Origin of the sequence: Levilactobacillus yiduensis, assembly GCF_024718525.1 — a bacterium.
Classification (GTDB): Bacteria; Bacillota; Bacilli; order Lactobacillales; family Lactobacillaceae; genus Levilactobacillus; species Levilactobacillus yiduensis.
In genome coordinates, this window is sequence record NZ_JAMXAZ010000003.1 from 25,254 (window position 1) to 51,728 (window position 26,475).

21 protein-coding genes are annotated in these 26,475 nt (G+C 52.3%); 1 reads left to right on the forward strand and 20 read right to left on the reverse strand.

Annotated elements, in window-relative coordinates; genetic code table 11:
• Positions 1 to 294: 294 nt before the first annotated feature.
• The 18 genes from NGM66_RS02515 to cdaA all read right to left on the reverse strand — a co-directional run bounded on the left by NGM66_RS02515 (position 295) and on the right by cdaA (position 21,332).
• Positions 295 to 2,592 carry a nitric-oxide reductase large subunit gene (locus NGM66_RS02515; protein WP_209279980.1) on the reverse strand — a complete coding sequence of 766 codons (2,298 nt, stop codon included), beginning with the start codon at positions 2,590 to 2,592 and terminating at the stop codon, positions 295 to 297.
• Between the two features lie 847 nt (positions 2,593 to 3,439).
• Positions 3,440 to 4,198: an ABC transporter ATP-binding protein gene (locus NGM66_RS02520; protein ID WP_208910383.1), complete on the reverse strand. Its 759-nt coding sequence runs from the start codon at positions 4,196 to 4,198 to the stop codon at positions 3,440 to 3,442.
• Positions 4,179 to 5,147 (reverse strand): iron ABC transporter permease, encoded by a 969-nt coding sequence (locus tag NGM66_RS02525; protein WP_208910385.1) that lies wholly within the window; start codon positions 5,145 to 5,147, stop codon positions 4,179 to 4,181. The genes NGM66_RS02520 and NGM66_RS02525 overlap by 20 nt, the downstream gene beginning before the upstream one ends.
• A complete protein-coding gene (gene isdE / locus NGM66_RS02530) occupies positions 5,144 to 6,037 on the reverse strand; it encodes a heme ABC transporter substrate-binding protein IsdE (protein WP_208910387.1) in 894 nt (297 codons plus the stop codon). Before isdE ends, NGM66_RS02525 begins: the two co-directional genes overlap by 4 nt.
• A gap of 13 nt (positions 6,038 to 6,050) precedes the next feature.
• Complete coding sequence (locus tag NGM66_RS02535) at positions 6,051 to 6,845, reverse strand: NEAT domain-containing protein (protein ID WP_208910389.1); 795 nt, start codon at positions 6,843 to 6,845, stop codon at positions 6,051 to 6,053.
• The gene (locus NGM66_RS02540; protein WP_208910391.1) at positions 6,829 to 8,010 is read right to left on the reverse strand and encodes an NEAT domain-containing protein; all 1,182 of its coding nucleotides are present in this window, start codon (positions 8,008 to 8,010) and stop codon (positions 6,829 to 6,831) included. Before NGM66_RS02540 ends, NGM66_RS02535 begins: the two co-directional genes overlap by 17 nt.
• A gap of 314 nt (positions 8,011 to 8,324) precedes the next feature.
• On the reverse strand, positions 8,325 to 9,062 hold the full coding sequence (locus tag NGM66_RS02545) for an NEAT domain-containing protein (RefSeq protein WP_258115361.1): 738 nt from the start codon (positions 9,060 to 9,062) through the stop codon (positions 8,325 to 8,327).
• Positions 9,063 to 9,301: 239 nt separating this feature from the next.
• The gene (locus tag NGM66_RS02550; protein WP_208910395.1) at positions 9,302 to 9,610 is read right to left on the reverse strand and encodes a hypothetical protein; all 309 of its coding nucleotides are present in this window, start codon (positions 9,608 to 9,610) and stop codon (positions 9,302 to 9,304) included.
• A gap of 162 nt (positions 9,611 to 9,772) precedes the next feature.
• Complete coding sequence (locus NGM66_RS02555) at positions 9,773 to 9,958, reverse strand: hypothetical protein (RefSeq protein WP_258115362.1); 186 nt, start codon at positions 9,956 to 9,958, stop codon at positions 9,773 to 9,775.
• Positions 9,959 to 10,404: 446 nt separating this feature from the next.
• A complete protein-coding gene (locus NGM66_RS02560) occupies positions 10,405 to 11,136 on the reverse strand; it encodes a class I SAM-dependent methyltransferase (protein WP_208910397.1) in 732 nt (243 codons plus the stop codon).
• 326 nt (positions 11,137 to 11,462) lie between these two features.
• On the reverse strand, positions 11,463 to 12,548 hold the full coding sequence (locus NGM66_RS02565) for an ABC transporter ATP-binding protein (RefSeq protein ID WP_208910399.1): 1,086 nt from the start codon (positions 12,546 to 12,548) through the stop codon (positions 11,463 to 11,465).
• A 191-nt stretch (positions 12,549 to 12,739) separates the two neighbouring features.
• Complete coding sequence (locus tag NGM66_RS02570) at positions 12,740 to 14,179, reverse strand: glycoside hydrolase family 73 protein (RefSeq protein WP_208910400.1); 1,440 nt, start codon at positions 14,177 to 14,179, stop codon at positions 12,740 to 12,742.
• A gap of 102 nt (positions 14,180 to 14,281) precedes the next feature.
• A complete protein-coding gene (locus tag NGM66_RS02575; protein ID WP_258115378.1) occupies positions 14,282 to 14,986 on the reverse strand; it encodes a glucosamine-6-phosphate deaminase in 705 nt (234 codons plus the stop codon).
• Positions 14,987 to 15,134: 148 nt separating this feature from the next.
• Positions 15,135 to 15,257: a hypothetical protein gene (locus tag NGM66_RS02580; RefSeq protein ID WP_258115363.1), complete on the reverse strand. Its 123-nt coding sequence runs from the start codon at positions 15,255 to 15,257 to the stop codon at positions 15,135 to 15,137.
• A 701-nt stretch (positions 15,258 to 15,958) separates the two neighbouring features.
• Entirely contained in the window at positions 15,959 to 17,776 is a 1,818-nt protein-coding gene (gene glmS, locus NGM66_RS02585; RefSeq protein ID WP_208910401.1) for a glutamine--fructose-6-phosphate transaminase (isomerizing), read from the reverse strand.
• Positions 17,777 to 18,118: 342 nt separating this feature from the next.
• A complete protein-coding gene (gene glmM, locus NGM66_RS02590) occupies positions 18,119 to 19,474 on the reverse strand; it encodes a phosphoglucosamine mutase (protein WP_208910402.1) in 1,356 nt (451 codons plus the stop codon).
• A gap of 35 nt (positions 19,475 to 19,509) precedes the next feature.
• Positions 19,510 to 20,484 carry a CdaR family protein gene (locus tag NGM66_RS02595; protein WP_208910403.1) on the reverse strand — a complete coding sequence of 325 codons (975 nt, stop codon included), beginning with the start codon at positions 20,482 to 20,484 and terminating at the stop codon, positions 19,510 to 19,512.
• Positions 20,484 to 21,332 (reverse strand): diadenylate cyclase CdaA, encoded by an 849-nt coding sequence (gene cdaA / locus NGM66_RS02600; protein ID WP_208910405.1) that lies wholly within the window; start codon positions 21,330 to 21,332, stop codon positions 20,484 to 20,486. The genes NGM66_RS02595 and cdaA overlap by 1 nt, the downstream gene beginning before the upstream one ends.
• A gap of 238 nt (positions 21,333 to 21,570) precedes the next feature.
• Here cdaA and NGM66_RS02605 point away from each other — a divergent pair, with 238 nt between their 5' ends.
• Positions 21,571 to 22,230 carry a DUF1361 domain-containing protein gene (locus NGM66_RS02605; RefSeq protein ID WP_208910407.1) on the forward strand — a complete coding sequence of 220 codons (660 nt, stop codon included), beginning with the start codon at positions 21,571 to 21,573 and terminating at the stop codon, positions 22,228 to 22,230.
• Positions 22,231 to 23,110: 880 nt separating this feature from the next.
• Here the strand turns inward: NGM66_RS02605 and NGM66_RS02610 are convergent.
• Together NGM66_RS02610 and murB are read right to left on the reverse strand one after the other, a co-directional pair.
• Complete coding sequence (locus NGM66_RS02610) at positions 23,111 to 25,243, reverse strand: cation:proton antiporter (RefSeq protein WP_208910409.1); 2,133 nt, start codon at positions 25,241 to 25,243, stop codon at positions 23,111 to 23,113.
• A gap of 29 nt (positions 25,244 to 25,272) precedes the next feature.
• Positions 25,273 to 26,190: a UDP-N-acetylmuramate dehydrogenase gene (gene murB, locus NGM66_RS02615; protein ID WP_208911058.1), complete on the reverse strand. Its 918-nt coding sequence runs from the start codon at positions 26,188 to 26,190 to the stop codon at positions 25,273 to 25,275.
• Positions 26,191 to 26,475: the final 285 nt, after the last annotated feature.

A 26,475-nucleotide genomic window follows, 5' to 3' on the forward strand; every position in this document is an offset into this window, starting at 1 on the left:
CGAACTCCCGGCTACGGTGGTGGTTGTTGGCGACATTGGGTTGTTAGTCGTTTCTGGTCATTGAGTCGCTCATCGCCGGTCCTGATATAAACGTCGGCCTCGGATCTGAATTGTTTGCCAATGCGTTCAATCCCACCGGCAGGCAGTTTAAGTCACCATCGTTGGCCATAACATCCAAAACACAAAACGCCTGACTACTCGCACCGAATTGGTGTGAATAGTCAGGCGTTTTGTGTTTTAACCATTACAGATTGACTGATGCCTCACAAGACAGGCTACATCAACCTAATCAGTCTATTTAATATCGTAATCCACTGGATTGATCGTCTTTGAAGCTGGCTTCAAGTGGAACATTGCCCGCAAGAAGATCACCCCAATGATGACCACACCGGCCGTGAAGATGAGGTCTGGTACCGACCGGGCAATCGTTAAGCCCTGAATGATCGGTTCCTTGTAGAAGCTCATCTGCCGTGCATGCCAGTAACCGAAGTCCAGCGCATCCTTTAATTGCAGGAAGCCCATTGGCATCAAGGTAATGAAGACCATGCCGGCCAAGCCGATGTTGAATAACCAGCAAGCCCATTTGACCCATTTATCGACCTTGGCCGTCCAGAATTCTGGCTTGGTCAAGTGCCTCATGGCAAAGAGCATGATGGCAATCGAGAAGAAGCCGTAGACTCCGGCCATTGACGCGTGCGCGTGGGCTGACGTCCATTGCGTCCCGTGTTCAAAGAAGTTGATGGCTGGTGCGTTGATCAAGAAGCCTAAGGCCCCGGCACCCAGCGCGTTCCACAACCCGGTTGAAACCAGGAACATGAAGGTCCCCTTGTACGGGAAGTCCAACTGACTGTCACGGTAGACCTTGTAATGCGTGTAGGCCTCCCAAACCAGCAAACACAGCGGAATAACTTCCAGCGCGGAGAAACATGATCCGAGGGCCAACCAAATGGAGTGGTCCCCTTCCCAGAAGTAGTGGTGACCCATCCCAACGACCCCGGTCCCCAGTAACAGAATCAACTGGAAGTACAGGGCTCGAATGGTCGACTTGATCGTCGTTAATTTCATATCGACCAGCAGGTACCCGATCAAAATGACGGCAAAGGACTCGAAGATCCCTTCAACCCACAGATGGACGATCCACCAACGCCAGTAATCGGCGAAGGTCACGTGAGAATTTGGCAAAATGAACAGCGATGCCAGGTAGAAAGCTGGAATGGCGATTGACCCACTCAGCAACAGCTGTAGCAGGCGCGACCGGTCCAGGTTCTTCTTGATCTTGATGGCTGGCAAAAATCCGCGGCAAAGAATGATGACCCACAGAACCATGCCCAAGATAAAGAGAATCTGCCAGAACTTACCCATTTCTGCGTATTCCCAGCCATAGTGACCGAACAGCCACCACTTGCTGTTGATGATACCTAACGTGGAGCCCCATTCACCAAGCATTGAGCCGGCCACCACGATCAGCAGTGCGTAAAATAAGGTATCGACCAAGAAGCCTTGGCGTTTCGGTTCGCGGCCCAAGACCCGCGGCGTGATGTAGATCCCCGTCGCCAGCCAAGCCGTGGCCACCCAGAAGATGACCAGCTGTAAGTGCCAGGTCTTCGCCAGGTTAAATGGCCAGATATTTTGCAGTGGAATTCCGAAGAACCCATTTTCCACATAGTAGTGCGCCAGTAACTCGCCCAACAGGACTTGAATGAAGAACATTCCCATGACGATCAGGAAGTACTTCGCCGCCTTGCGTTGGGATGGCGTGATTGGCTCATCCGTCTTGATAGCGCCAATCTTGTCGTAGTCCAGCGTGTATTCCATGTCGAAGTGGTACCGCTTGTAAAAGTAAATAACCACACCGACACCAGCGACCAATAAGGCCACGGACAAGGCTGTCCAGACCATCGCGTCACTGGTCATGACGTTGCCAGCTTCCAGGTCGTACGGCCAGTTATTGGTGTACGAGTAGGTCTGCCCCGGCCGATTGGTCGATGACAACCAGGCGCCCCAGAAGAAGAAGAACGTCAGCTGGTCGATCTTGTCGCCTCGCTGCATGAAATCATCCGTGTTGTTGCGAATCATATTTTCTGGCATCCCAGCCTGCCGCGGGTTATTACGTAATTGATGCCGATAATAGCTGGTTAAATGATTTAACCCCGCAGTTTGGGCAGTCGTCAGTGTTAATTGATCCGTCTTCGCATCGTAACGGTTTTGGCGAATCTCCTCTTTGACCTTGCCCTTGATGCCGGCCTGTTGCTCAGCAGTCAAGGCTTTAAAGGATTTATCATACTGCTTATTGCTATAGTATTGATACATCCCCTGAATATAAACATGTAACGCCTGGGCCGTGTAGTCGGGACCAAAGTAAGTCCCATTTCCCAGATAGCTCCCGTAATCGGTAAGCCCGTACTTTTCGTAGACCGCTTGGCCGGAAATTAACTGTTGCTTAGTCACTAACGTCGTCCCATTTTGACTGACGATTTTCGTAGGCCGTGGTGCTTCATTCTTAAAAATCAGCAGCCCGCCCGCAATCAGAATCGAAAACGCAATCACCAACACCCACAAAAGTGTTTTGTTAAGCCGTCGATAGGTGCTCATTGACCTTCCCTCCATCACTAAGATTTTAGCCAAATCCAAGTTGACTAACCCCCCAGTTAGCTGAACTGAACTTCGCACGCTTCTAGAATAAAACGCTTTCATTGTTTTGTAAATATAATTTCATACACTATCGTATATAATTTATTATATATTTAGCGACTGATAACCGGCTAAACGCTGGTCTTATCACCTTCACCAACAACTATTTCACCCGATAAAAAATCGCAATTGTTCACCAATCAGGTGATTAATTGCGATTTGCTTGGTTTATTTGGTTTATTTGGTTTATTTGGTTTGCGTTGATTGGGCGACTTGGGTTGGTGCTGGCCGCCTTACCGCCCGCGCGATATGAGCCGGAACGCTGTAGGCGGACGGGTCGAGCCAAGAAGCGGTCTCGACACCTCGCCTTTGAGCCGAAAACCGCGTCTCAAAGACGCCAGTTTCCTAACCGGCATGAACCCTGCCGCTAAGCAAACTCCTACGGCTGAGCTCATATCGCACGAGCTCACGGCTACGGTAGTGGTGGCCACCCACAAAGCGTGTCAACTGCACCAGCAATCAGCTACCGAATGCCTGCCAACAATGCTGCAAGGCAGTTCAGTTCTTGACCAATTGCTGTGGCAATCCATTACAGTAGCCGAGAGTGGAGCGAAACTAGGCTCAGCCGGGGAATTTGGCAGCGATTTTGGCTGACAAATTGGTATCTTTGAGACGGCGGTTTTCCGGCTCAAAGTAAGCCACGAGACCGCTTCTCAGGCTCGGGGCGGTCCTTCCCCAGCGTTCCAGCCTAGCTTTCGCGGAACGGTAAGGCGGCCAGCCCCAACAACCATACCGGTCCACAACAAAATCACTCAGGAATCTGCACGATGTAAGGGCCGAGCTGGGGGACATCCACGATTTCGATTGGCGTGGCAAAGGCCTGCGCCAATAAAGTGGCGTCCCGCAAGTCCGTCGGCGTGCCGCTAGCCACCAATTTGCCCGCCTGCAGCAACCACAACCAGTCACTCTCGCGAAAGGCCTGGTTGATGTCATGGAGCACCTGAATGACCGTCATCCCCCGCGCCGCCAACTGTCGCAGCTGCGTCATGAGGACCTGCTGGTAGTGCACATCCAGGTAAGTCGTCGGCTCGTCTAGCAACAGAACGCTAGGCTCTTGTGCCAGGGCCGCTGCTAACCAGACGCGTTGCTGCTGACCACCGGAGAGATCTTGCATCACCATATCGGCCAAGTCCGTCAGCCCACTCTGTGCTAGGTAGGGCGTGACCTCGGTCGGCGGTACCGCCTGTAACAACCCGTGATACGGCAACCGGCCCGTCGCCACGACCTCGCGCACCGTCAGCTCATCGTACAGCTGATGGCGCTGCGTGACCATGGCAACCTGCTGGGCCAGCGCCTTGGGTTTCAGCTGCGTCACGGGGTGTTGATCCAACAAGATTTGCCCCGCTTGTATTGGGAGTCGCTGCGCCAATAGATTGAGCAGCGTGGATTTGCCCGCACCATTGGGGCCAATGATGGTGGTGACCTGTCCCGGCGGAAAAGTCCCGGTCAGGTCGTGAAGCCCCTGCGTTTGGTGGGGATACTGATAGCTAACGTGTTGACATTCCATGGAATCCTCGCCCCCGTTGTAGCAAAATAATGACAAATGGTCCGCCGATGACGGCCATCATGGTCGCCGCCGAAATCTCGCTGGGCACGATCACGGTCCGCCCCAACGTGTCCGCGGCCAGCATCAGCCAGGCCCCGGCCAACATGGAGAACGGCACCAGCGTTTGGTAATCGTGGCCAACTAGCCGCCGCGCCACGTTGGGAACCACGATGCCGACAAACGGAATCGCACCGACCACGGCCGTCACGCTCACGGCCAGGTACATCCCCAGCAACAGCAGGCTCCAGCGAATCACGCTAACCGGCACTCCGACGTTCTTTAAGGCACTATCGGTCAGTTTCAGGTAATTGGCCCAGGGTGTCAGTAACAGCGCCCCTATGAGCCCGAGAACGCCAAGAATCAGGACGGTCGTCGTATCGGCCCAGGTCGTTCCATTAAACGTGCTGTGACTGACCTGAGCGGCCCCACTGCTCAAGAGCTGTTGAAGTCCGACGAACGTGGCGTCCAACGCTACCCCAACGATAATTAGGCGATACGGATCTGCGAGGGCTCGGCCGCTGGTCAAGATGATCAGGACCACTAGCCCACCAACCACGGCCATCAGCCAATTGCGGCCCGGAAGCCACGGCAGGAGCAAGGCCCCGCCTAATTTGAAAAAGTCCGCCGCCGAACTGATTCCCAGAATGCTGGGGTCGGCGATAGGGTTGCGGAAGACCGCTTGAAACAAGGCTCCCGCCACGGCCAGACTCCCCCCGCAGATCAAGCTACTCAAGATCCGCGGCAGTCGCAAAGAAAAGGCCGTCACAAAGGCCGTGCTCCCGGGATGCCCCGCGGCTTGGACCAGTTGCGGAAGACCCAGCCATGTGGTCCCGGCCATGAGGGCAATCACGCTGGTGGCTAGTAAGAGCACGATGACGCCACCGTACCACCAGCCGCTATTTTTCGTCATGCGGTCACCCCCTTGGGATACAGCCACTGGCTCACTTGATCCAAGGCTGTCACGACGCGCATGTTGGCGGTCGCGTCAAAGATGGGTTCCTGCAGGTCATAGACGCGATGGTGCTTGACCGCCGACGTCTTGGCCCACATCGCATTGCGTTTGAATTCTTGCTTGAATTGTTGCGTGACCATCTTCGGCATGGCATGCTCCAGGCGCAAAATCACCTGGGGGTTGGCCTTTTGAATGGCCTCATCATTGGGTTGTTGATACTCTTGACTACTGCTGGTAAAGACATTCCGTCCACCCGCTAGTCGGACCAGATCCCCCACGTAGGCGCGATTGGTGGCCACCATGTAGCTGGCGCCAGGTAGGCCCATCAGGACCAATACCCGCGGCCGGGTGCGACCCTGGGCCCGGTTTTTGGCATGGCGCTTGGCCAGATTAATACGGGCATTTTGCTTGGTTGCGGCTGACTGCCGGTCGTAGCGCTTGCCCAGTTGCGTCAAAGTCGTTTGTAAATGAGCCACACTGGTCAGGTCCAAAAAATGGGGCATGACGTGTTGGGCCTTGAAGGCTTTGCCAAACTGGTCATTCAACGTGGTCACGGAATAGACCGCGGTCGGCTTTAACGCCGTGATCTTTTCCACGCTGGGATTCATCGGACTGCCGACCTTGGTGAGGTGCTGGTAGCGCTGCGGCAAGGTGTTCGCCGTCGTCGGCACGCCCACTAGGGGCAAGTTCAGCTTATCCGCAATCTGGACGATGGCATAGGTGGTAGCCACGATCCGCGGTTGCGCTGCTCGCCGTTGGTGCTGGTGCCAAGCGAACCCACCGCCAGCTACCCCCACAATCAGGATGACGGCTAGAGTCACCAACCCGATAGTTCTTGGATTTTTCATTTTCGTCATCCTCCTAATGCCGACCGAAGTACCACCAGCTGCCACCGCCGACTAAGACGATGATGGCCACGGCACCGCCAATCAGGCCGCCCCAGTGGGTCTTTTGTTGGGGAACCTGATCCGCTTCAGCCGTGGTTTGTTGACTGGAACTGCTACTCGTCTGCGTTGCTTGACTGGCCTGACTGCTCGTCTTGTTCGAGCTGGACTGGCTGGTCTGACGACTGTGATGGCGCTTGGATGTCTTCGTGTTTGGCTTAGCTGTGGATGCGCTACTGCTCTTAGCGGCCGCTTGCTGGTGACGACGACTGGTTGCCGCCGGCGTCGACTGCGTTGTCTTCGCAGCGGTTGTGGCCGTCTTAGCCGTCGTCAGAGCTGGCAAATGGGCCGTCTTAAATTTGAACGCAATCAGGTGCTTGGCCTTGTACACGTCCGGGACGTCGATCGCCAATTTGGCAGTGACCTTGCGTTTCAGATCAGTCGTGGTAAACGCGTAGTACAGGTGTGAATTACCGGCGCTGTCCTTGGTCTTGCGCACATTTTCCGGGGCGTGGCCGTCCACCGACAGGACCGTCACCGGCCAGCTCGTCAGCTTCTTGGCCGTCTTAATGTCCATAGTCACCACGTAGGCGTGATTCTTCACGGTCACCTGGGCGGGATGGACGAAATACCCGCTGGCCATGGACGTCTGGTTAGTCCCGTACTTCAGCGCTGCGTAATCCAGCGACTGCGCGTGCCCCACCACTGGTGTCAGACTGGCGAGCACGCCCAGTATCAGGGCGAGGATCACCACTTTAATGCTTTTTAACATAAATGCTGCCTCCTAACCCGATACCGAGAACCACGACGCCAATCAACGACGCCAGGCCGCGATACTCACCGGTTGCCGGTAACTCGGCCTTGCGTTGTGGTTGCTCGCTTGAACTGGTGGCAGCTTGACTCGTCGCCGATGCGGCCGCCACGTTTTTCGTTTGCGGCAACGCACTCACGTTAGCCGCAGCCGCCTGATTCGCTGCCCCGCTACGGGCAAAGCGGAAGCGGACGGGGAAAGTCTGGCTAATGTTCATGGCGGGGACCGTCACGTGGATGCGCCCGGGAATTAGTTTTTGCGTCAATTGACTGGGCCGCTTGATTGTAAAGGCATAGTGCATGGTGTAGGTCTTGCCCTGCTGCCCGTACGTCACGTTTTGCGGCTGCTGACCGTTGATCGATTCAGGCACAACGGCCTTGCTGCCCAGCTTCAACGACTTGGCGTAGGCGACCTTGAGCGTTACCTGATAGCCGCTTCCCTGTGGTGTGACCGTGGCCACGTCCGTATAGTACTGGTCGGCCTCAGATTTGGCCATCTTATTGCCCTGTAAGACCTGGTAGCGCCAGTACTCGGTCTTAGCCGAACGAGTCGTCGCAGCCTTAGACGTCTTGGTACTGGTCGTGGTGCCCGTCGTTTTAGGAACCTTGATGCTCGAAGAACTGCTCGTCGCCGGAATTAATTTAACGGTCTGGGCAATCAGGTCACTGGTCGCCGTACTGGTACTCAACGACTTGGCCTGCCCCCAGCCCAACGTTAGCCGCGCCGTTTCTTTCATGGCGCCCAATGGCGTGGTCAGGCTAAAGGTCGTCGTCAACGGGCTCTTCTGCTTCGTCAGGTTAAACTGATAAATGGCCTGCGACTTGACCGTCTTGACCTTGGTCACGGCTTGATCGGCAACCTTCATCGACTTGATGTACTGCGCCCCGTTGGAGGTGATCAGCACCGTATACTGGTCGTCGTTCACCCGCACGACCGCTGACTTACCAAAGAACTGACTGGCCGTGGAGGTTGCGGAACTGTCGGCTTTTAAAATTTTCAGTGGCACTTGATAAATGCCATTGCTCAAAGTGGCCGCGTGACTGCTCACGGGTTGACCCCAGGCAAAGAGTGCCAGGCCCACCACGAGCCAGCCAATCAGCCGGAATAATTGCTGGATGTGTTTCATGAGTGCTCCCCCATTTCTTTATTTTATTGGTTTTAAATTGGTTGCGTTGTGAAAAACATCCGCCTACCGTCCATCAAAGATGGGTCGGAATGCGGTGGGCGGACGTGTCGAGCCAAAGCCCGGTCTCGACACCTCGTCTTTGAGCCGAAGTTCGCGTCTCAAAGACGCCAGAGCAGACGGAACTGCTGGCTGGCGGAGGTATCCTGGTTTCGCTAGTCTTAGCGTTTACTAGATACCTGCCAACACCTCGTCCACGCTGACTTGTATAACCAAAAAATCACCACCGAAAACCGGTAGTGACTTTACCACTTCACTTACTTAACAGTAACAGTCTTCGTCACGGTCTTGTAGCCCGCCTTGGTTGCGGTGACCTTTAGCTTCCAGCTCTTCTTCACAGCCTTCTTCAGCTTGACCGTGTAAGCCTTCTTCTTGGTCGTGACCTTACCTAAGGTCTTCTTGTTGTGCTTGACCGTCACCTTGGCGCCCTTGGTCGCGGTCCCGCTTAACTTCTTGGCTTTGGCCTTGATCTTCTTGGTGCTCAAAGCAACCTTCTTGGCCTTAGCCTTGCTGGTGGCCTTTAAACTGCTAGTGTTAAATTTCAGGGTCGCAGATTCTTGCATCTTAATGGTTTGGCCGTTCATTGGGACTGCCAAACTAAATCCGATGACTTGGTCCTTCTTCAAGTTAACGTTACTGAAGGTGTATGTATTGCCGCTTGCCGCCTTCGTTACTTGGGCGTCCTTGCCATTTAATGTCAGTGCTTGGATAAATTGGTTACCAGCAGTGGTGCCCTTAATGGTGACCGTTGCCTTCTTACTCTTCACGCTGACCGTTGCCTTGCTGTTGAGGTATTGGGCCGCTTCAGAAGCCGTCGTGGTCCCGGTCTTGTAGACGTTGAAGTTGATGCTGTACTTACCATTAGCCAATTTAGCTGCGTTCAAAGCAGCCGCTTGCGCCGTCGACGTTGGGGTAACGACTTGATTCAGGGAAATACCGGCACCCGCACTAGTCAGCATTAATAAAACACTCATCACAGTTAAAGATTTTTTCATAAAATGTCCCTCCAAAACAAAAAATGTGTGTATTAATGAATCCGTTTTCATAGTAGCACGATTACTAGTTGAGTACCACAATTTTGTAACCAATTTAACTAACAATTGGTTTATATACTGATAGATGACTGTCCGCTAATGCCATGAAAAAAGCCCCAACGACGGCATTTACCGCGTTAGAGCTTTCACAGTTTTTGTTAGCGTTATCGGGTCAGTTGGGTTTGACCATTAACTATCGACTACCCAATGTGATTTTCATGTAAAATCGCTGCCACTTCTTCTTGCATTTCCGGCGTGCGTTTCCACTCCTGAAATTCGGTGAAGTCTTCTTCAGGCATCGTGTAATTCTCATTGACATAGTCCTCGTACGCCTGCACGTGCGGCGTGTGGGCAATGTTGAGCTGGAGGATGCGGACCTGCTTGATCAGCTTCCGTTCGACCGCCAACTCCGCCCGGCCGTTTTGGACCATGTCACTGATTTCCATGTACTTGCTCCCATCGAGGCGTGTAATTTCCTCGATCAATGTAAATGTCTCATGACTTTTCATCACAATCACCTCCACACAATATTTCTATTATACCGTGATTTTGGGCAAAACAAAACCACTACCAGGGAATGGCAGTGGTCGGCATAAGAGAGAAAGAGAATTGATTAGAAGGTAATTATTAATACCTTACGAGATATAATATACCGGTTTTTGTAAGCGCTGTCAATGCTTTTCAAAAAATAGTTGGTAATTTTCACTATTTTTTTGTGACATGGCCATGGGGCTTGATGATTTGTGGGCCGTAGTTGCCGATTGGCGGGGCTTTCCACGTTCACCCACGCATCCACCACATTTCCTAAATAAAAAAGAAACAGCCACCTGCGCAGCCGTCTCTTCCGTTAATTTCACGATTTACTTACCTAAAAGTTGCAAGTACAAAAACACCTGATAATACTCAGCTGACAAGGATTTGTGAACACTAAATTAGTCCACACCGCCATCTGCGGCTGTCAGAGATTACCCGCCAAATTTGCAGGGAAATCTCTGAAATGGCAACGTTCATCCACACTAGTGGGTAACCTGTCACGTAGCCGAGAGTGAGCTAAATTTGGACTCAGCCGTGGGAGTTTTCAAGTGACCTGCTTGGAAACTGGCGTCTTCGAGACGTGATTTTCGGCTCGAAGCGAGGTTGAAGACCGACTTTTGGCTTCGACCGGTCCTTCCCACAGCGTCACGGTCCAAATTTGGCGAACGGTAAGGCGACCAGCACCGATCACATGACATTCAAAGACTACTTTTGTCCTTGTGGTATCACCATAAATCTGGCTACTTTCGAGCTTGCAACCTTTAATTACTTATCCCTGATTGCGGGCAACCACGATCAGCATCATTGGCCGCCGCAACTCGTCGCGCATGCCAGGTAGGTCCAGCATGGACACCGGTGGCTGCGGCTCGACGACGTGCTCTAGTACAAAGCCCCGTTGTAGGAGCGTCTCCAAGTAAGTCGTCAATGTCCGGTGGTATTTACGAACTGGTGTATCAAGAAACTCCGTCGTCCGTTCGCCTTCCTCAAAGTACCGGTCGACCGGAAAATCTTGAATCTGCCCTTGACTGTCACGGTGCCACTGCTCGCTACCAGCTGCCGTGAAGACGGGATGCTCCACGGAAAAGATAAATTGCCCGTTCGGTTTCAGGTAGCGCGCCACTTGTTCGACGACCGCAGCAAAGTCTGGTACGTAGTGCAGGGCCAGCGAGCTAAGTACCGTCTCATACTGATCAGCCGGTAAGTCTAACTTGGTCAGGTCGCCTCGCTGATAGGTGATGACCGGACTCGTCGTCTTTTGCCGGGCCACGGCCAGCATCTTTTCAGAAATATCGATGCCCAGTACGGACCGTGCGCCGTGTTCCGCCGCATAACGGGCGTGCCAACCATAGCCACAGCCCAGGTCCAGCACGTCTTGATTCGTGAAGTCTGGCAAGAGTGGTGCTAGTGTCGCCCACTCCCCGGCTCCGGCTAAGCCCTGTTGGCTCCGCGGCATTTGTTGGTAGCGTTCAAAAAATTTTTCATTGTCATAAATTGCTGTCATGATTTTTCCTCCATGTGAATTGACTAAGCGCAACAAGTCACATGGCCCAATACCCGCTTATATGCAATCATGAGACCACCCCTAACGTTTTGGATTGGCCCCAGTATAGCAACTTCTGACAATTCTGACAATTTAAAACCAACATCGCGGTCGAAAGACAAAAAAAGAGGCCGGATTGCTCCAGCCCCACCATTTAGTTTCCACCAAATGAGAGATAAACCTTTATTCAATTCATTGGGAAATTAAATAAAGGGGTAAATAAATGGTAACTTAAAGATACCACGATAAATGATAAAAATCTATCCATTTTATTACCGTGTTCTAATTTATTTAACGTTAGTTGTCTTGTTCTGGTCGTGCAGTACTGTTTCGGGGTGCACGATGTTACTTGGATGCTCGATGACCTCACCCAGCGAATGCCCAGAAATATTGACCAGGCAGGCCACCACAAAGACGATGGCCACGGCACTGGTCAGTAACCGGTTGCCCCAGCTCATCTTTTCGCTGATGACCGACCCATAGAAATCTTTCTTGACCTCAGCCGCTACGTTGCGATCCGTTGGCGCCGCCGCTTGGCGTTCCTCGGTGACCTGCTTTTGGTAAGCGTCGATGTCAAACGACTTCTGGTTGGTCTTCATTTGGCGTTGGAAGTGCTTTTTTTCCTTCTTGGTCTGGCCCTTGAACCACTTGGTGAATTCGCGGTAATGCTTGACCACGTCCTTGGTGGCGCCAAGTTCTTTCAGCGTACCGTAGTGGATCCAAGCAACCCGGTCACACAAGATTTCCACTTGCTTTAAGGAGTGACTGACGAAGACGATGGTCTTGCCCTCATCCTTGAATTCAGAAATCTTGTCCACACATTTTTGGTAGAAAGTATCATCCCCGACGGACAGCGCTTCATCAATGATGAGGATATCCGGGTTGACGTGCACGGCGATGGAGAACCCTAGCCGGGACTTCATCCCTGAGGAGTAACTCTTGACTGGTTGGTACAAGAAATCACCAATATCAGCAAACGACACGATGTCGTCCATCAACGCATCGATCTCGGGATTGGTCAGCCCCTGCATCAAGGCCTTCAACCGGATGTTTTCCAATCCAGTCAGGTTGCCCCGCAGTCCAGCCCCAATCGCAATGATCGAGGTATCGCCGCGAACATCGACCGTCCCCGTCGTTTGGGGAATGATGCCGGAAATGATGTTGGACAAGGTGGACTTTCCAGAGCCGTTGACCCCGATCAAGCCCAGCGTTTCGCCCGGCTTCACTTCCAGGGAAATGCCCATCAGTGACCAGAAGTGCGGCACCGTTGAGTTGCGCAGCGAGAAGAACGACCGCAGCTTTTCAGCCTGGCTCTTGTAAAGATCGTATTCCTTCGTAACGTGTTGTACCTTAATTTTGTAAGAATTATCCATGAATTAAACTTCCTAACTCAGTTTTTGCGTTACCTACGCGCCCGTAAATGGACCGGGCTCAGTCTGTTGTATTATACCAAAAAATACTGCCTTGTGGGTAGTTTACGATGAGCTTTAGAACTTTATTAAAGGACCGAGGTACAAAAAACAAAAGTTCCAGCCATGACGGCTAGAACTTCCAGTGAATTGACTTAAGCTAATGCGCGTGAATCGACCCAGTAATTGGTCTTATCGCCGTTGAATTTGAACCGGTACCACGTTGTGCCATAAGTCGTTTTGACGCCCTTATAGTTCACGGTAACCTTGGTCCCCTTCTTGACCCCCTTCGGCCAATCAAAGGTCTGCTGGTCGAAGTGCGTCTTCTTCACGTGATTGTACAAATGATACTTGCTGTACTTGGCACTCAACCTCTTGGTACCACTGGCATTGGCATAGGTCACGTAATCATACTGTGGGCTGGCCGCCGCTTCGTTGGCCGCGATCCAGTACTTCTTATCGCCGACCTTGATGCGGTACCAGGTCGTTTTGATGCCATCCTGGGTGCGAACGGCTTGATTGTCCGCCGTATAGGACTTGGCGGTCAGTGCCTTTAACTTGCCCATCGACTTGGCCAAGTAGGGTGAATTGTACACGTGGTTGTAGTAATACCCACTCAATGCACTGTTGACCTTCACCTTTGCTGTTCCTTTGCTGTAGGTCACCTTTGGCAACGTCAATGCCTTACTGTAGAGCCAGTATCGCTTTGCGGAGGCGCCATTGCTAAAGGTAATGCGGTACCACGTGGTCTTGTTGCCATTCTTAGTGGTTTTCACGCCCCGCATGTTCAAATAGACCTGTACGTCTTGGCCGGCCTTCACTTTCTTCCAAGCCGTCTTGGTAATGTCAGCTCGCGTGCCCTTCACGTGATTGTACAGCCGATAGCTGGTGTACTTACTGTTCAACCGCGCTGTTTGCCCGCCAGCCGCGCCGTAATACTTGGCCGTCGCGTACGTCGGTTCTGGGGTGGTATCCGTTGAAGACTCGCTGGACGAACTACTGCTAGATGACGAAGAACTACTTGCGCTCCCGTCCAACAACGTGTTCAGACCATACGTCTTAATGATGGAAATCAAGCTGGATCCATACGTCGGTGCCGTCGCATAAGTATTGGTCAAGGCATTGGCCGCATCGCTGTAAGTCGCCGCGTTTTCCCGCCACGTCCCACTATAGAGTGTGGGATTGTAGCTGGTACCACCGCGCAAAAGCGTTGCGTTGTCGGTCATTGAAGCCTTGGCACTTGGATATTTTCGGAAATTGGCGTTCGTGTAATACAGTTGGCCATCACTGTCGTACTCGGCCGTTTGCATCGTCACGGACTGCCCGTTATAACTGCCTTTGATTCCAAAATAATTGTTAGCCGTCGTGGTCAGCGTACTGGTTCCCCAGGCACTTTCCAACGCCGCCTGCGCCATCATGACGGACGGGTACAATTTATACTGGTTCGCCACCGAGGTGACGGGACTTTTCAACGTTGAAATGAAAGATTGAGGATCGGTAGTCGCCGCATGACCCGTTCCCTTACTCATGGTGAGACCGCCGAGACCCACGCCGACAATCAGCGTGGCCAGCAGCCATCTTTTTGTTCGTTTCATCTTACCGGTTTCCCCCTTAAAATCGTTTCCAAGTCAAGAATACCATATCTCGACCGGGTGCAGAAAGGGGAATTTAAGAGAAAACGCCTTTGACACAAAGACTTAATCTAACTGACTTGCAGCGGCTTCATCCAAAATCACGGTCACGTTCGGATGAGTCTGCAAATAGCTGGCCGGCACGTCTGGCGTGACTGGACCTTGAATCATGGCTGCCACTGCGGCTGCCTTGGCTTCACCGTAGGCCACAATCAGAATCTGCTTGGCTTTCAGAATGGATCCAATACCCATGGAGTAAGCGTAACGGGGTACTTCATCGGCGTTGGTAAAGAAACGGGCATTGGCGTCAATCGTTGATTCTGTCAGCGTCACCTTGTGCGTCGTGGATTCGGGATCCGTGCCGGGTTCGTTGAAGCCAATGTGCCCGTTCTTACCTAAGCCCAACAGTTGGAGATCAATCGGGTTGTCCGCGATAATTTGGTCGTATTCGCTGGTAGCGGCCGCTGCGTCTAAGTTAGACCCATCTGGCACGTAGGAATGCGCAAATGGCTTGGCGTTAAATAAGTGTTGTTGCATGAAGTAGTGGTAGCTTTGGGGATGATCCGCATTCAGCCCCACGTATTCGTCCAGGTTGACCGACGTTAACTGACTGAAGTCCAAATCGCTGGCCACGAGTTGTCCATAAATCGTGACTGGCGTGCTCCCAGTGGCCAAGCCTAGAACCTTCGCATCATTTTGTAAGGCATCTTCAAAGACTTTGAACCCCGCTTTGCCGCCTGCTTGCTTGTCACTGACAATTTGTACATTCATATTTGTTAATTGTTCCATATCATTCAGTCTCCCTCTCTTAATGGTATAGCCCAATTATAAATGCTCTAGACCAGTTTTTCAAGCTTTTTGCTCAGGAGTTTGGTAAATTTTCTGTAAACAAAAAGGGCGACCGCCAATGGCTATCGTCCTACTTCCGCCGGATTCCCCGTCGGTTCGCGCTTAAATCGTTTTGCTGCTTACGGAATTTTTCAAAGGTCGCATCCCGTTGCTTCTGGTTCTTGTGACTATCGACTCGCTTCGTATACTTCATGGTCTGCACCTCCGTTCCTCGTTTAGATGATTTGCAATTACTATACAACTAAACCTAAATTTAGGCAAGGAAAACACTTGATCTGTGTCGAACAAAGTCGGTTGTTGGGCAACTCATTTTGAAGGCCGCCTTACCGTTCGTCTATTGTCCAAGCCAGTCGCCTACGGCTGCCAGGGGTTCCGCCTGCTCTGGGGAACGGCTACAGCCAAAGAGCGGGCTTCCACCTCGCTTCAAAGCCTCGCAAGGTCCGCGAGTCTCTGAAGTCGTCCTACCCAGTAACCTGGCACAAGACGCCAGCTAACTGGGTCGACACAGCTGGCTCCACCCCTGGCCTCCTCCGGCAGATTGATTAGGTCAAGTCAACTGACATTGGGTCGGCAACAATGCAATCACCAATTGACCAAAACCAGATACATTGACAACCACCAGTGTAGCCGAGAGTTCGGCTAATATGAGCTCAGCCGTGGGAGTTCCCTTAGCGGTGGGCTTTACCGGTTAGGGAACTGGCGTCTTTGAGACGTGGTCTTCGGCTCAAAGCGAGGTGTCGAGACCGCTCTGTGGCTCGACCCGTCCGCCCACCGCGTTCCAGCTCATATTGGCCGAACGGTAAGGCGGCAAACTATGCCTACATAGTTGCAAAAAACGGCCACCTCTCAGTTTGACCTGAGACGTGACCGCTTCGTTTTGTTTTAAGTTAAACCCTATTCAACAGTGACACTCTTAGCCAAGTTCCGTGGCTTGTCGACATCCAGGCCCTTGTTCAGGCTGGTGTAGTAAGCCAACAGTTGGGCAGGCACGACACTCAGCAATGGCATCAACATTTCGTCAACGTCTGGCAAGATCAGGTCGTCGCCGTCAACGGCTAAGCCTTCACGCACGATGGTCAAGGTCTTGGCCCCACGTGCCATGGTTTCTTGCAAGTTGCTGCGCGTCAAACCGGCCGTCTTCGCCTGGGTGATGAAGCCGATAACCGGCGTACCATCTTCAATCAAGGCAATCGTCCCGTGCTTCAATTCACCTGAAGCGAATCCTTCACATTGGATGTAAGAGATTTCCTTCAGCTTCAAAGCGGCTTCCAAGGAAACGGCGTGGTCGAGTCCCCGACCGATGTAGAAGGCCCGGTTGGTCTTCATCAAGTAGTCGTTGGAGATCTTTTCCAGCTTATCTTTTTCGTCGACGATGGCTTGCATCCCTGTTGCCACCAAACCTAATTGTTGACGAACGTTAAAGTTTTGGGCAATGATTTGTCCCGTCACTTCACCCAACGCCTTGGCCAAGATGGCTTCGAGCGCAATTTGGGCAGTGTACGCCTTGGTTGAGGCCACGGCGATTTCAGGACCGGCATGCAGTAACAGCGTGTAAGTGGCTTCACGAGACAACGTGGAGTTTTGCACGTTGGTGATCGTCAGGCTTGGGTAACCCGCGTCGTTGACGTTGACCAAGACTTCACGGCTATCGGCCGTTTCCCCTGATTGCGTCAGGAAAATGAAGAATGGTTTGTCAGCCAACATCGGTTGTTCGTAGGCAAATTCGGAAGACACGTGGACTTCCGTTGGGATGTGGGCCAGATTTTCAAACAGGCGCTTCCCAATCAAGCCGGCGTGATAACTGGTCCCGGCACCGACGATGTAAAGCCGGTCAGCGGCTTGCATTGCCTTCAACAACTTGTCATCAATTTCGGGCTCGCCGTGTTCTGACAGGTAAGTTTGGGCTAATTTCCGCATCACGTTAGGTTGTTCGTCGACTTCCTTCAACATGTAGAATGGGTAAGTCCCCTTGTCTGCTTCGTCAGGGTTCATGTCGACGTGGAAGGTCTTACGTTCAACGGGTTGGCCGTTGGCGTCTTGGATAGCGACCTTGTCAGGCGTGATGGTCACGACTTCGCCGTCCATCAATTCTAAGAAGTCGTGCGTTTGCCGCAACATAGCCAAAGCATCGGAGCAGACCACGTTGAAGCCGTCACCGACCCCAATCAACAGTGGGCTCTTGTTCTTGGCAACGAATAACGTATCTGGTTGATCGCGGTCCATCATCAAGAAGGCGTAAGAAGACCCCTTCAACAGGCTCAGCGTCTTCAAGAAGGCTTGCTTAGCGTCTAAATTGTCTTCAACGGCAAATTTGTCGATCAATTGCACAACGACTTCCGTATCCGTTTGGCTTCTGAACGGCACGTCACTCAAGTACTGCGCCTTTAATTCTTGGAAGTTGTCGATCACACCATTGTGGACCAAGTAGAACCGGTTGTCATTTGAAAAATGTGGGTGCGCATTGTCCACGCTAACGACCCCATGCGTGGCCCAACGCGTGTGCCCAATCCCCGTGGAACCGTGAACGTCAGGCGTAATCTTTGCCCGTAATTGCGAAATCCGGCCCTTGGTCTTAACCAAGTAGTCCTGACCCTTTTGGTCGTTAACGTAAATACCGGCTGAATCGTAACCCCGGTATTCCAATTTTTGCAAACCGTCAACTAAAATCTTAACGGCGTTGTCGTTCCCCGTAACACCAACAATTCCACACATATTAATATCTTCCTTTGCTCGACACCAATTCCGGTTAACCGGCCGGGTCGGATAGTTTGATTAACGAAATGAATCCCTTTTCTCAGAAATTGGTATAGACTGAAATCTTATGAAAATCATCTCTGAATGACTATACTTTACAGCCTTTGGCCAAGGTTGTCAATCAGAAAAGTCTAAACCGGTCTATCGAAATTTTAATAATAATTTTTCCGTAAATTTTGCCCCCTATTTTCCGGTGAAAACAGGGCAATTGGCCCACCAAAACCGGCCTACGAAGCTTTCTGGCAGCAAAAACGGGATTGGTGGCTCACCTTTGAGTCAGCAATCCCGTTTGATAAATGCTTAATCAATCCCAACTTCGGCACGGACCACATCCGCAATACGATCAACGTAGCCTGCCACCGTTTCTTCGGTTGGCGCTTCCGCCATCACCCGTAGCAGTGGTTCAGTCCCGGAAGGCCGTACTAAGACGCGGCCATCGCCGTTCATTTCCTTTTCCACCGTTGCAATCATTGCTTGGACTTGTGGGTTTTCCAGTGCAGCTTGCTTGTCGGCCACTTTAATGTTGACCAACTTTTGGGGGTACGTCTTGACATCAGCGGCCAGTTCGGACAAGCTCTTGCCCGTGACCTTTAGGATGTGCAGCAGTTGCAGGCTGGTCAACAGGCCATCCCCGGTCGTGTTGAAGTCCAAAAAGACGATGTGGCCAGATTGTTCGCCACCCAGATTGTAGCCGGACTTACGCATTTCTTCCACCACGTAACGGTCCCCGACCTTGGTCTTGACCGACTTCAATTCGTGCGCAGCCATGGCCTTGTACATCCCCAGGTTGCTCATGACGGTCGTCACGATGGTGTCCTTTTTCAGGCGACCATGTTCCGCCATGTATTTTCCGCAAATGTACATGATCTTGTCACCATCGACAATGTTGCCGTTCTCGTCGACCGCGATGCACCGGTCGCCATCACCGTCAAAGGCCAAGCCAATCTCAGCGCCCTTTTCCACGACGAACTTCTGTAATTGTTCAGGATGCGTCGAGCCGACTTGGTCGTTGATGTTCAAGCCGTTCGGTGTCGTCGCAATCGTGTCAAAGTCCAGGTTCAGGTCCGCGTACAGCCGGGAAACCAGTCCACTGGTGGCCCCGTTAGCGGAGTCGACCGCGATATGTAACCCGTCTAAGTCATCGGCAATCGTTTGTTCCAGGAATTGAATGTACTTTTGGCTACCTTCGGAGTAATCTTCGACGGTCCCTAAGCCATCGGTCGTTGGCCGTGGCAGGTCGTCGCTCTTGGCGTCCAGTAAAGCTTCGATTTCTTCTTCCATTTCATCAGACAACTTGTAGCCGTCGTTACCGAAATACTTGATGCCGTTGTATTCTACCGGGTTGTGTGAGGCCGTGATCATAACACCAGCTGCGGCGCCTTGCGTCCGGACCAAATAGGCCACGGCTGGCGTGGTGATGACACCCAAGCGCAGCACCTCAATGCCGACGGACAATAAACCAGCGACCAGCGCGTTTTCCAGCAGTTGGCCAGAAATCCGGGTATCACGGGCAACTAAGACTTGGGGATGCGCGTTATCGCTATCGGCGTGTTGGGTCAACACGTAACCGCCAAAGCGGCCGACCTTAAACGCTAATTCGGGTGACAAATCTTGGTTCGCAACGCCCCGCACACCATCAGTTCCAAAATACTTCATATCAAAATTCCTCATTTCTCAATCTGTTTGTTGGTTTATTTGTTCGACACGTTGACCGTCACTTGAATCGTGGTTGGGTCAATGGCCGTCACATTGTTTTCATCCGCATCTAGGGTGATCGTCTTGGTGGTCTTGCTGGTGATATCACTGAGATCCACCGATGCGGCCACACTGCTACCTAGCTTACTCAACTGGCTCGCACTCCCATACGCCATGACCTTCTTGGGGTTGGCCGTGATCGAATAGGACGAGTCACTACTGCCATTTTTGCCGGAAACATCGACGCTAACCTTTTTGCCCTCACCATCCGAGGTAACGGGCAGGTTCACCGTGGTCGTCGACGGCGTCAAAATGACGTTGACCGTCTTGCCACTACTATCCAACGCCTCAATCACCGCTTGGCTCTTGACCGTCTTCTTGGTATTGGCGGGTACCGTCAACTGGGCCACCACTTGCTTGACACGGGCAATCTCGTTAGCCGCCCCGGTCGCCTTGACTGTGGTGGTGTCTGAGGTCGCCTTGCCAGCACTGTACCCGGCAGCGATGTTTTGACTATTATACCGAACCTTGACCGGGAATGAAACCGTCCGTCGTGGTTCGATGTCCACTGAGATCTTTGCTGGCGAAATCGTCGAGGAGATCTCGTGGTTCAACCCTTCTTGATGCAGCGTGACGGTGTGCTTTCCCACCCCCAGGTCACTCAAGGCGGCGTACACCTTAAAATTTTGGGTGTTGGCCGTCGTGGTCACCAGGGCGAGCGGCCCCTTCAGCTTCACTTTCACTTTAGACGGGTAGCCGGTCACGAAGTATTTATTACTATTCACATTTAGTTGCAGGGGCACCGACACTGTCATGGTCTTGGTCGCCGTCAACGAGGTGTTGTTGCTGCTGGTGCTGGTTGACGACCCATTGCTGGATGACTTGGTGCTGTTGACGTAGAAGAACAACAGGATCGCTAAGATGAGGGCGAGAATGCGGTACAGCCACGTGGTGTAACGTTCGTTTTTCATTAACGCCGCCCCCCTCTAAACCGTTGATCGAACCAGTCCAACGCCTTTAGAAACACGTTGTTGGTCTCTGTGGCCTCATCGTTGACCAGTTCATTGCGCAAGAACTTCAGGTAATCCGTCTGCGTCAACCCGCGCAACAGCTCGTTGTTCTTGGTGATGGAGACTTCCCCGGTTTCTTCGGAAATGACGATGGTCAAAGCATCGGTGACTTCGGAAATGCCGACGGCCGCCCGGTGCCGCGTCCCCAATTCTTTGGGAATCAGATTACTTTCGGACAACGGCAGATAGGCCGCGGCGACGGCGATGCGGTTGTCCCGGATGATGACGGCGCCATCGTGCAACGGGGTATTGGGAATGAAGATATTGATCAGCAATTCACCAGTCAATTCCGCATCCAAATCAATCCCCGTTTCAATGTAGTCCTCCAATCCGGTATCGCGCTGAATCGTCATCAACGCCCCGATTCGCCGTTTGGACATGTACTGGATAGCCTTATCCAGGCCCTCGATCATCTTATTGGCCGCCTCATTTTCATGACGGACCCGGACGAACAAAGACCCCCGGCCGAGGTGCTCCAACCCCCGCCGAATTTCTGGTTGAAAAACAATAATGATGGCAATAACGCCCCAGTTGATCACTTGGTCGACCAGCCACGACACCGTGTTCAGTCCCATGTAGGCACTGACAAAGCGGACGATCAGAATTAAAATGACACCCCGGAACAGCTGAATTGCCTTAGTCCCGCGTAGCATCACGATTAATTCATAGATGACGAACCACACCACAAGAATGTCGAGAACGTTGACCAGATTGCCGATAGTTAGGAGATTTCCCCAATCCAGGTTCATGACTTTCCCTCCAAATTGAATTCAAATTTCATTATAGCACGGCGCCGCTGACATTTCGCCCCGATTCCGCTTGATTCGGCGAAAGTCCCCGTGTCAGCCGTAAAAACTTACAGATTCCTTAAAGTGAACGATTGTCATTATTTATCTGCTAATAATCTGCTAAGATAGAAGTCATATTCTGTTCGTTTCTGACAGAGACGCTGTAAAATAAAGGTAGTAGCTTGTGAAAGGATTGGTGATGGTAATGAAACGGCGAGCAAAGTGGGAAATCCGCGTATTCTTTGTGGCGTGGCTCGTTTTTCTCTTTTTCCGTGCCAAGGATCCCTTCTCCTTCTTAGTGCTCAACACCTTTCTAGGGGCCATCCCCATTGAATTGAGCTTTCACCTGGGCAGCAAACACCCTCGCGGCTGGCTCTTTTGGCCGCTGGTGATCTTGTGGTTGCTCTTCTATCCCAACGCGCCCTACCTGTTAACGGACTTGTTCCACTTGTCGCTCCTGCAGCCATACGCCGTGAGTGGCCTGTTGCGGGTCACGCCGCACTTGTGGATCTACTTCACCTACATGATCATCAGCGCCATCAGCTGCTCGTTTTTGGGCTTCTGGAGCCTCAATCACGTCAGCCAGGCTATCACTCACCGCTTGGCGAAGGATAATGGCATTGCCCACCTGTTCGTCGTGCTGGTGCTCACCTTCTTGACGTCGGTGGGCCTGTACATCGGCCGTTTTCTCCGCATTCACACGGTCTATCTCTTCCTCAATCCCGAGCAGTTCATCCGCCCGTTGATGGACATGTGGACCACGAACATGTGGGTCTTCGTGGGCTTGATGACGCTGATTCAGCTGTTCTGTTACTGGATCTTGTACCTGATCATGGACAATCGCGAAGTAACCGACTAACACCTGAGACATTTGAAAATGACTTACCCAGTTGCGGGCCATCACTGATGGGCCGCAACTTTTTGATTGGTGGACGCATTATTGCCGCCTCCATCCGCCAAATATGGGTCGTGACGCGGTGGGCGGACGGGGCTACACAATCAAGCTGTCCACCGCACAACCTCCGGCTGCCAGGGGTTCCGCCTGCTATGGGGGACACCTCCAGCCAAAGAGCGGGCTTCCGGTTCGCTTGAAAGCCTGGCAAAATCGCCAGTCTCTCAAGTCGCCCCACGCTGTAGGCTGAGAAGAAACCTCAGCCAACACCGTCGACACAGCTGGCTCCACCCCTGGCCTCCTCCGGAACTCTTGTGTATCGAGACAACTTTGTCGCGTCCAAACTCCTCAGTTACCCATGTGATGGTATCTGATTGATTATCCAATCCCAATCTTACACAACCAATTTACCATGGTTTACGCCAGCGCATTCCCATTGTGCCGCTCACGTTCTTAGTTTGCGCCATTAACTAACATCCCCGCTACTCTTACTAACGAAATCCAACCTGATTTTGTCACCCTTTTTCGGTGGTTGGGTCGGTTGCCTTACTAATGGAATTAGTCATTTTCCGTATCAACGATGCTGCTAAACATTTATTCTAGTGAAAAACCACCCATCACCTGTGACCGCTAGTGCTTTCGGTAGTAACGCAGGTTTCTCGGCTCGAAGCGAGGTTGAAGACCGCTCTGTGGCTTCGACTGGCCCTTCCCACAGCGTCACGGCCTAAATTTGACGAACGGTAAGGCAGCCAGTACGAACCACTTGGCGCAAAAAAAGGAGCCTAGGTACATTTAAACCCAAACTCCTTGCATCTATTCGAATTCGCTAAACCAGGAACAACGCGCACTAAGCTTCGTCGTTATTGAGCGACATCACCAGCACATTTTCCGAATAGTTCACGTACTGGCGCAAATGTGACGCCATGTTCCAAGTGATATTGCCGGCCTCTAACAACGACTGAATCCCGGTCCGTTCGGCGCCCAGTGCCCGCACCCGCAACTTGTTGATCTGGTGTTGGTAGAGTTCCTCGTGGTCCGGTGCCGTTTCTGCCTTGGCCCGTTCGATCCGGTTTCGGTATTGGACCAGCAGGTGGTAAACGGCCTGGTTGTCGAATTGCGTTTCGTCCACATCTGAACTGGCGAGGTACTGCGACAAGGACTTAATGGCCGCCTTGGCCGTCTCCCGCTCAATCAGGTTGTTTTCCGCGTGCAACCGGTCGGTATCCTCGGAATGCAGCCAGTAGGCCGCGTTTCTGAACATGTGCTTGAAGAAGACCCGCCAGTACCGTAACACGCTGGGCATGGTGTGGCCGGCCACTTGGGTCAACCGACTTTCCATGTTTTCAATGCGCCGAATGGCCCCGACGTAACTGGTCTGGGTAATCTTTTCGCCCTTCCGCAGCTCCTTCAAGGATGTGCGTTCGCCCTCCAGCGTGACCTCGCGTAACTTGATTTCGTCTTCCAAGACCTTCTGCATCGCTGTATCCGCCCGGTAATTCATTTCCAACCGTCGGATGACGAATTGGTAATCCAAAATCAAGTCGTAGGCCGCCCGCTGATTGTTGGGCCGCCGCAGCTCCTCGATTTTCGAAATAGCCAGTCGCATGATGTAGGCCCGCGCCTCGTCCTCGCTGATTTGCCGCACGGTATCCACGGGAATCTCCTCACCGTCCGCGTCCAAATCAATCTCGTTGGCGCTCTCATCACTGGCACTCGCCCGCGTCTGGAGGGGTTGCCCCGACGTAGAAATCAGTGGCAAGGTCACTGTGGCCGCCACCAGACTAATGATGATAACACCAGACGCCACGAATAGCATCAAAGAACGCGTCGGGAAACCAGCCCCAGAGGCAATCGTCATTGGCACGGATAAGACCCCGGCCATGGTAACGGCGCCCCGGACCCCAGATAGGCCCGACAGAATCGACATTCGCAAGCCAGGCTTATTGGGCTGTTCCTTGTGATTGAGGCGTTCAAATAAGACGTACCCGTAAGTCCAGACCGTCCGAATGACGACAATGATGACCCAGGTCATGAAGGCGAAGAACAGCGCCTGCCAGGTATTGAATTGCCCACCCTTGATGACCTTCGAAGTGGCCACGGGTAGCTCGATTCCTAGAATGACAAACACGATACCGTTTAACGAATAAATAATAATATCCCAAACTTTTTCCGTGACCAATTTCAATTCCGGTGAATCTTCCACAATCCGGTTTTCCCGGGCATGATAGAGCACACCGGCCGTCACCACGGCAATCACGCCGGATGCGTGGGTCACTTCTTCCGTGACCAGGTAGACCACGAACGGCGTGGCAATCTGCAAAACTGTGTTAAAGATCACATCATCAATGCCTTGACGCCGCAAGATATCCATCAACAGCTGAATGGCCGTCATAAAGATCAGTCCGGACAAAAAGCCGACGATACTGATGTAAAAGAAGTCACCCACGGCGGTCCCCATGGAAAAGGCACCGGTAACCGTGGCGGCGATGGCGTATTTGAAGGCAATCAGGCCACTGGCATCGTTGATCAGACTTTCACCACTGACCAAATGCATCAGGCTATCTGGCAGCTTGGCCTGCTTGGAGATCGATTGCACGGCCACGGGGTCGGTCGGCGACAAGATGGCCGCCAGGGCCAACGCCACCGTGAAGGGCATCTTGGGAATCAATTCATAGATCAAGAAGCCACCCAAAATCGTGGTCAAGAAGACCAGCCAGATGGCATTGGCAAAAATCGGTCCCCGCAATCGCCAGAGTTCTCGTCTGGGAAAGCGCCGCCCATCGTTATACAGCAACGGGGCGATGAACAAAAGCAAAAACCAGTCAGTCTCCAGTGGCACTTCAAATCGCCAAACCAAGGCGACAATCAGCCCCAGGGCAATTTGAATCAAACTGACGGGTATAAACGTGAGGTAGTGACTGATAATATTAGAGAACAAAACTAACACGATCAACAGGATCACTGCTTCAACTATAGGCACATAAGGTTCCCCCTTTTAATTTGTTGTGATTATGGGCGCTCCGCTACCGGCGCTTCCCCAATAATCCGGACTTCTGTTTCTAACTTAACGTGATCCTTTTCCCAAATCACTGATTGAATGTGGTGAATCAGGTCTAAGTAATCAGTCGCCGTGGCGTGGTCAATGTTGACGATGAACCCGGCGTGTTTCGTGGACACTTGGGCACCGCCCCACTTGAGGCCTTGTAGCCCGGCTTCTTGAATCAGTTGGCCTGTATAGTGGCCTTCAGGGCGTTTGAACACACTCCCACAAGACGGCAGGTCCAACGGCTGCTTAGCGGCTCGCCGCGCGTTCAGGTCGTCCATTTTGGCTTGAATGGCCTGACCATCCCCCGGCTTCAAGGCAAAAGTCGCGGTCAACACGATGTCGTTGTAATCTTGAATCGAGCTGTGCCGGTAACCAAAGTCAAATTCGTCTTGGTTCAGCGTCCGGATCTCGCCATCAGTCGTCAAGACTTCCGCAGAAAAGGCGACTTCACTGATTTCACCGCCGTAAGCACCGGCGTTCATGAAGACCGCTCCGCCGACACTGCCAGGGATGCCCGCCGCAAATTCCAAGCCGGTTAGCGACTGACTTTGGGCGACTTGCGTGGTCTTGATCAAGGACGCACCCGCCTCAGCCGTTACCGTTTGACCGTCCGTCGTAATCTGATTCATCTTGGTCAAAATCATGACCAGCCCCCGAATACCGCCATCACGCACGATCAGGTTGCTAGCATTGCCAACGACCGTGACGGGTAAGTGGCAGTCATTGGCATATGCCAACAGGGACTTGGTTTCTTGGATATTGGTTGGAAAAGCCAGGTAATCCGCTGGGCCCCCGGTCTTCGTGTGCGTAAAATGCGCTAAGGGTTCATTTTTTAAAATTTCAATTGCCGGGAAAGCCGTTGCGATATCTTCTGCCATCATCATGTTTATCCTCTCGTTCTGCAAAAATTTTAACCGCGTTACGCCAGTAAGTGACTGAACGCGCGACACGTTAACTTATCCTCACGACTGGTCAGTAAAATCGGTCGCGCATCTGCAATCAGACCGCGATGTCGTGAGTGCCGTTGGCTTGACCCGTGAGCCAGGTCTCAGCCTTTTTGGTCAATAGACCTATTTTACCATGAATCCCCTGTCAACCGGGAATGAACGCATCAATCAAAGCAAAATCTAACATTTCTGGTATACTAAAATCAGTTAGTGGAGGTG

Bases quoted from the DNA above. Each gene is read 5' to 3' on its own strand.
- NGM66_RS02515 (WP_209279980.1), bottom strand. From the start codon at position 2,592: ATGAGCACCTATCGACGGCTTAACAAAACACTTTTGTGGGTGTTGGTG.
- NGM66_RS02520 (WP_208910383.1), bottom strand. From the start codon at position 4,198: ATGGAATGTCAACACGTTAGCTATCAGTATCCCCACCAAACGCAGGGG.
- NGM66_RS02525 (WP_208910385.1), bottom strand. From the start codon at position 5,147: ATGACGAAAAATAGCGGCTGGTGGTACGGTGGCGTCATCGTGCTCTTA.
- isdE (WP_208910387.1), bottom strand. From the start codon at position 6,037: ATGAAAAATCCAAGAACTATCGGGTTGGTGACTCTAGCCGTCATCCTG.
- NGM66_RS02535 (WP_208910389.1), bottom strand. From the start codon at position 6,845: ATGTTAAAAAGCATTAAAGTGGTGATCCTCGCCCTGATACTGGGCGTG.
- NGM66_RS02540 (WP_208910391.1), bottom strand. From the start codon at position 8,010: ATGAAACACATCCAGCAATTATTCCGGCTGATTGGCTGGCTCGTGGTG.
- NGM66_RS02545 (WP_258115361.1), bottom strand. From the start codon at position 9,062: ATGAAAAAATCTTTAACTGTGATGAGTGTTTTATTAATGCTGACTAGT.
- NGM66_RS02550 (WP_208910395.1), bottom strand. From the start codon at position 9,610: ATGAAAAGTCATGAGACATTTACATTGATCGAGGAAATTACACGCCTC.
- NGM66_RS02560 (WP_208910397.1), bottom strand. From the start codon at position 11,136: ATGACAGCAATTTATGACAATGAAAAATTTTTTGAACGCTACCAACAA.
- NGM66_RS02565 (WP_208910399.1), bottom strand. From the start codon at position 12,548: ATGGATAATTCTTACAAAATTAAGGTACAACACGTTACGAAGGAATAC.
- NGM66_RS02570 (WP_208910400.1), bottom strand. From the start codon at position 14,179: ATGAAACGAACAAAAAGATGGCTGCTGGCCACGCTGATTGTCGGCGTG.
- NGM66_RS02575 (WP_258115378.1), bottom strand. From the start codon at position 14,986: ATGAATGTACAAATTGTCAGTGACAAGCAAGCAGGCGGCAAAGCGGGG.
- NGM66_RS02580 (WP_258115363.1), bottom strand. From the start codon at position 15,257: ATGAAGTATACGAAGCGAGTCGATAGTCACAAGAACCAGAAGCAACGG.
- glmS (WP_208910401.1), bottom strand. From the start codon at position 17,776: ATGTGTGGAATTGTTGGTGTTACGGGGAACGACAACGCCGTTAAGATT.
- glmM (WP_208910402.1), bottom strand. From the start codon at position 19,474: ATGAAGTATTTTGGAACTGATGGTGTGCGGGGCGTTGCGAACCAAGAT.
- NGM66_RS02595 (WP_208910403.1), bottom strand. From the start codon at position 20,484: ATGAAAAACGAACGTTACACCACGTGGCTGTACCGCATTCTCGCCCTC.
- cdaA (WP_208910405.1), bottom strand. From the start codon at position 21,332: ATGAACCTGGATTGGGGAAATCTCCTAACTATCGGCAATCTGGTCAAC.
- NGM66_RS02605 (WP_208910407.1), top strand. From the start codon at position 21,571: ATGGTAATGAAACGGCGAGCAAAGTGGGAAATCCGCGTATTCTTTGTG.
- murB (WP_208911058.1), bottom strand. From the start codon at position 26,190: ATGATGGCAGAAGATATCGCAACGGCTTTCCCGGCAATTGAAATTTTA.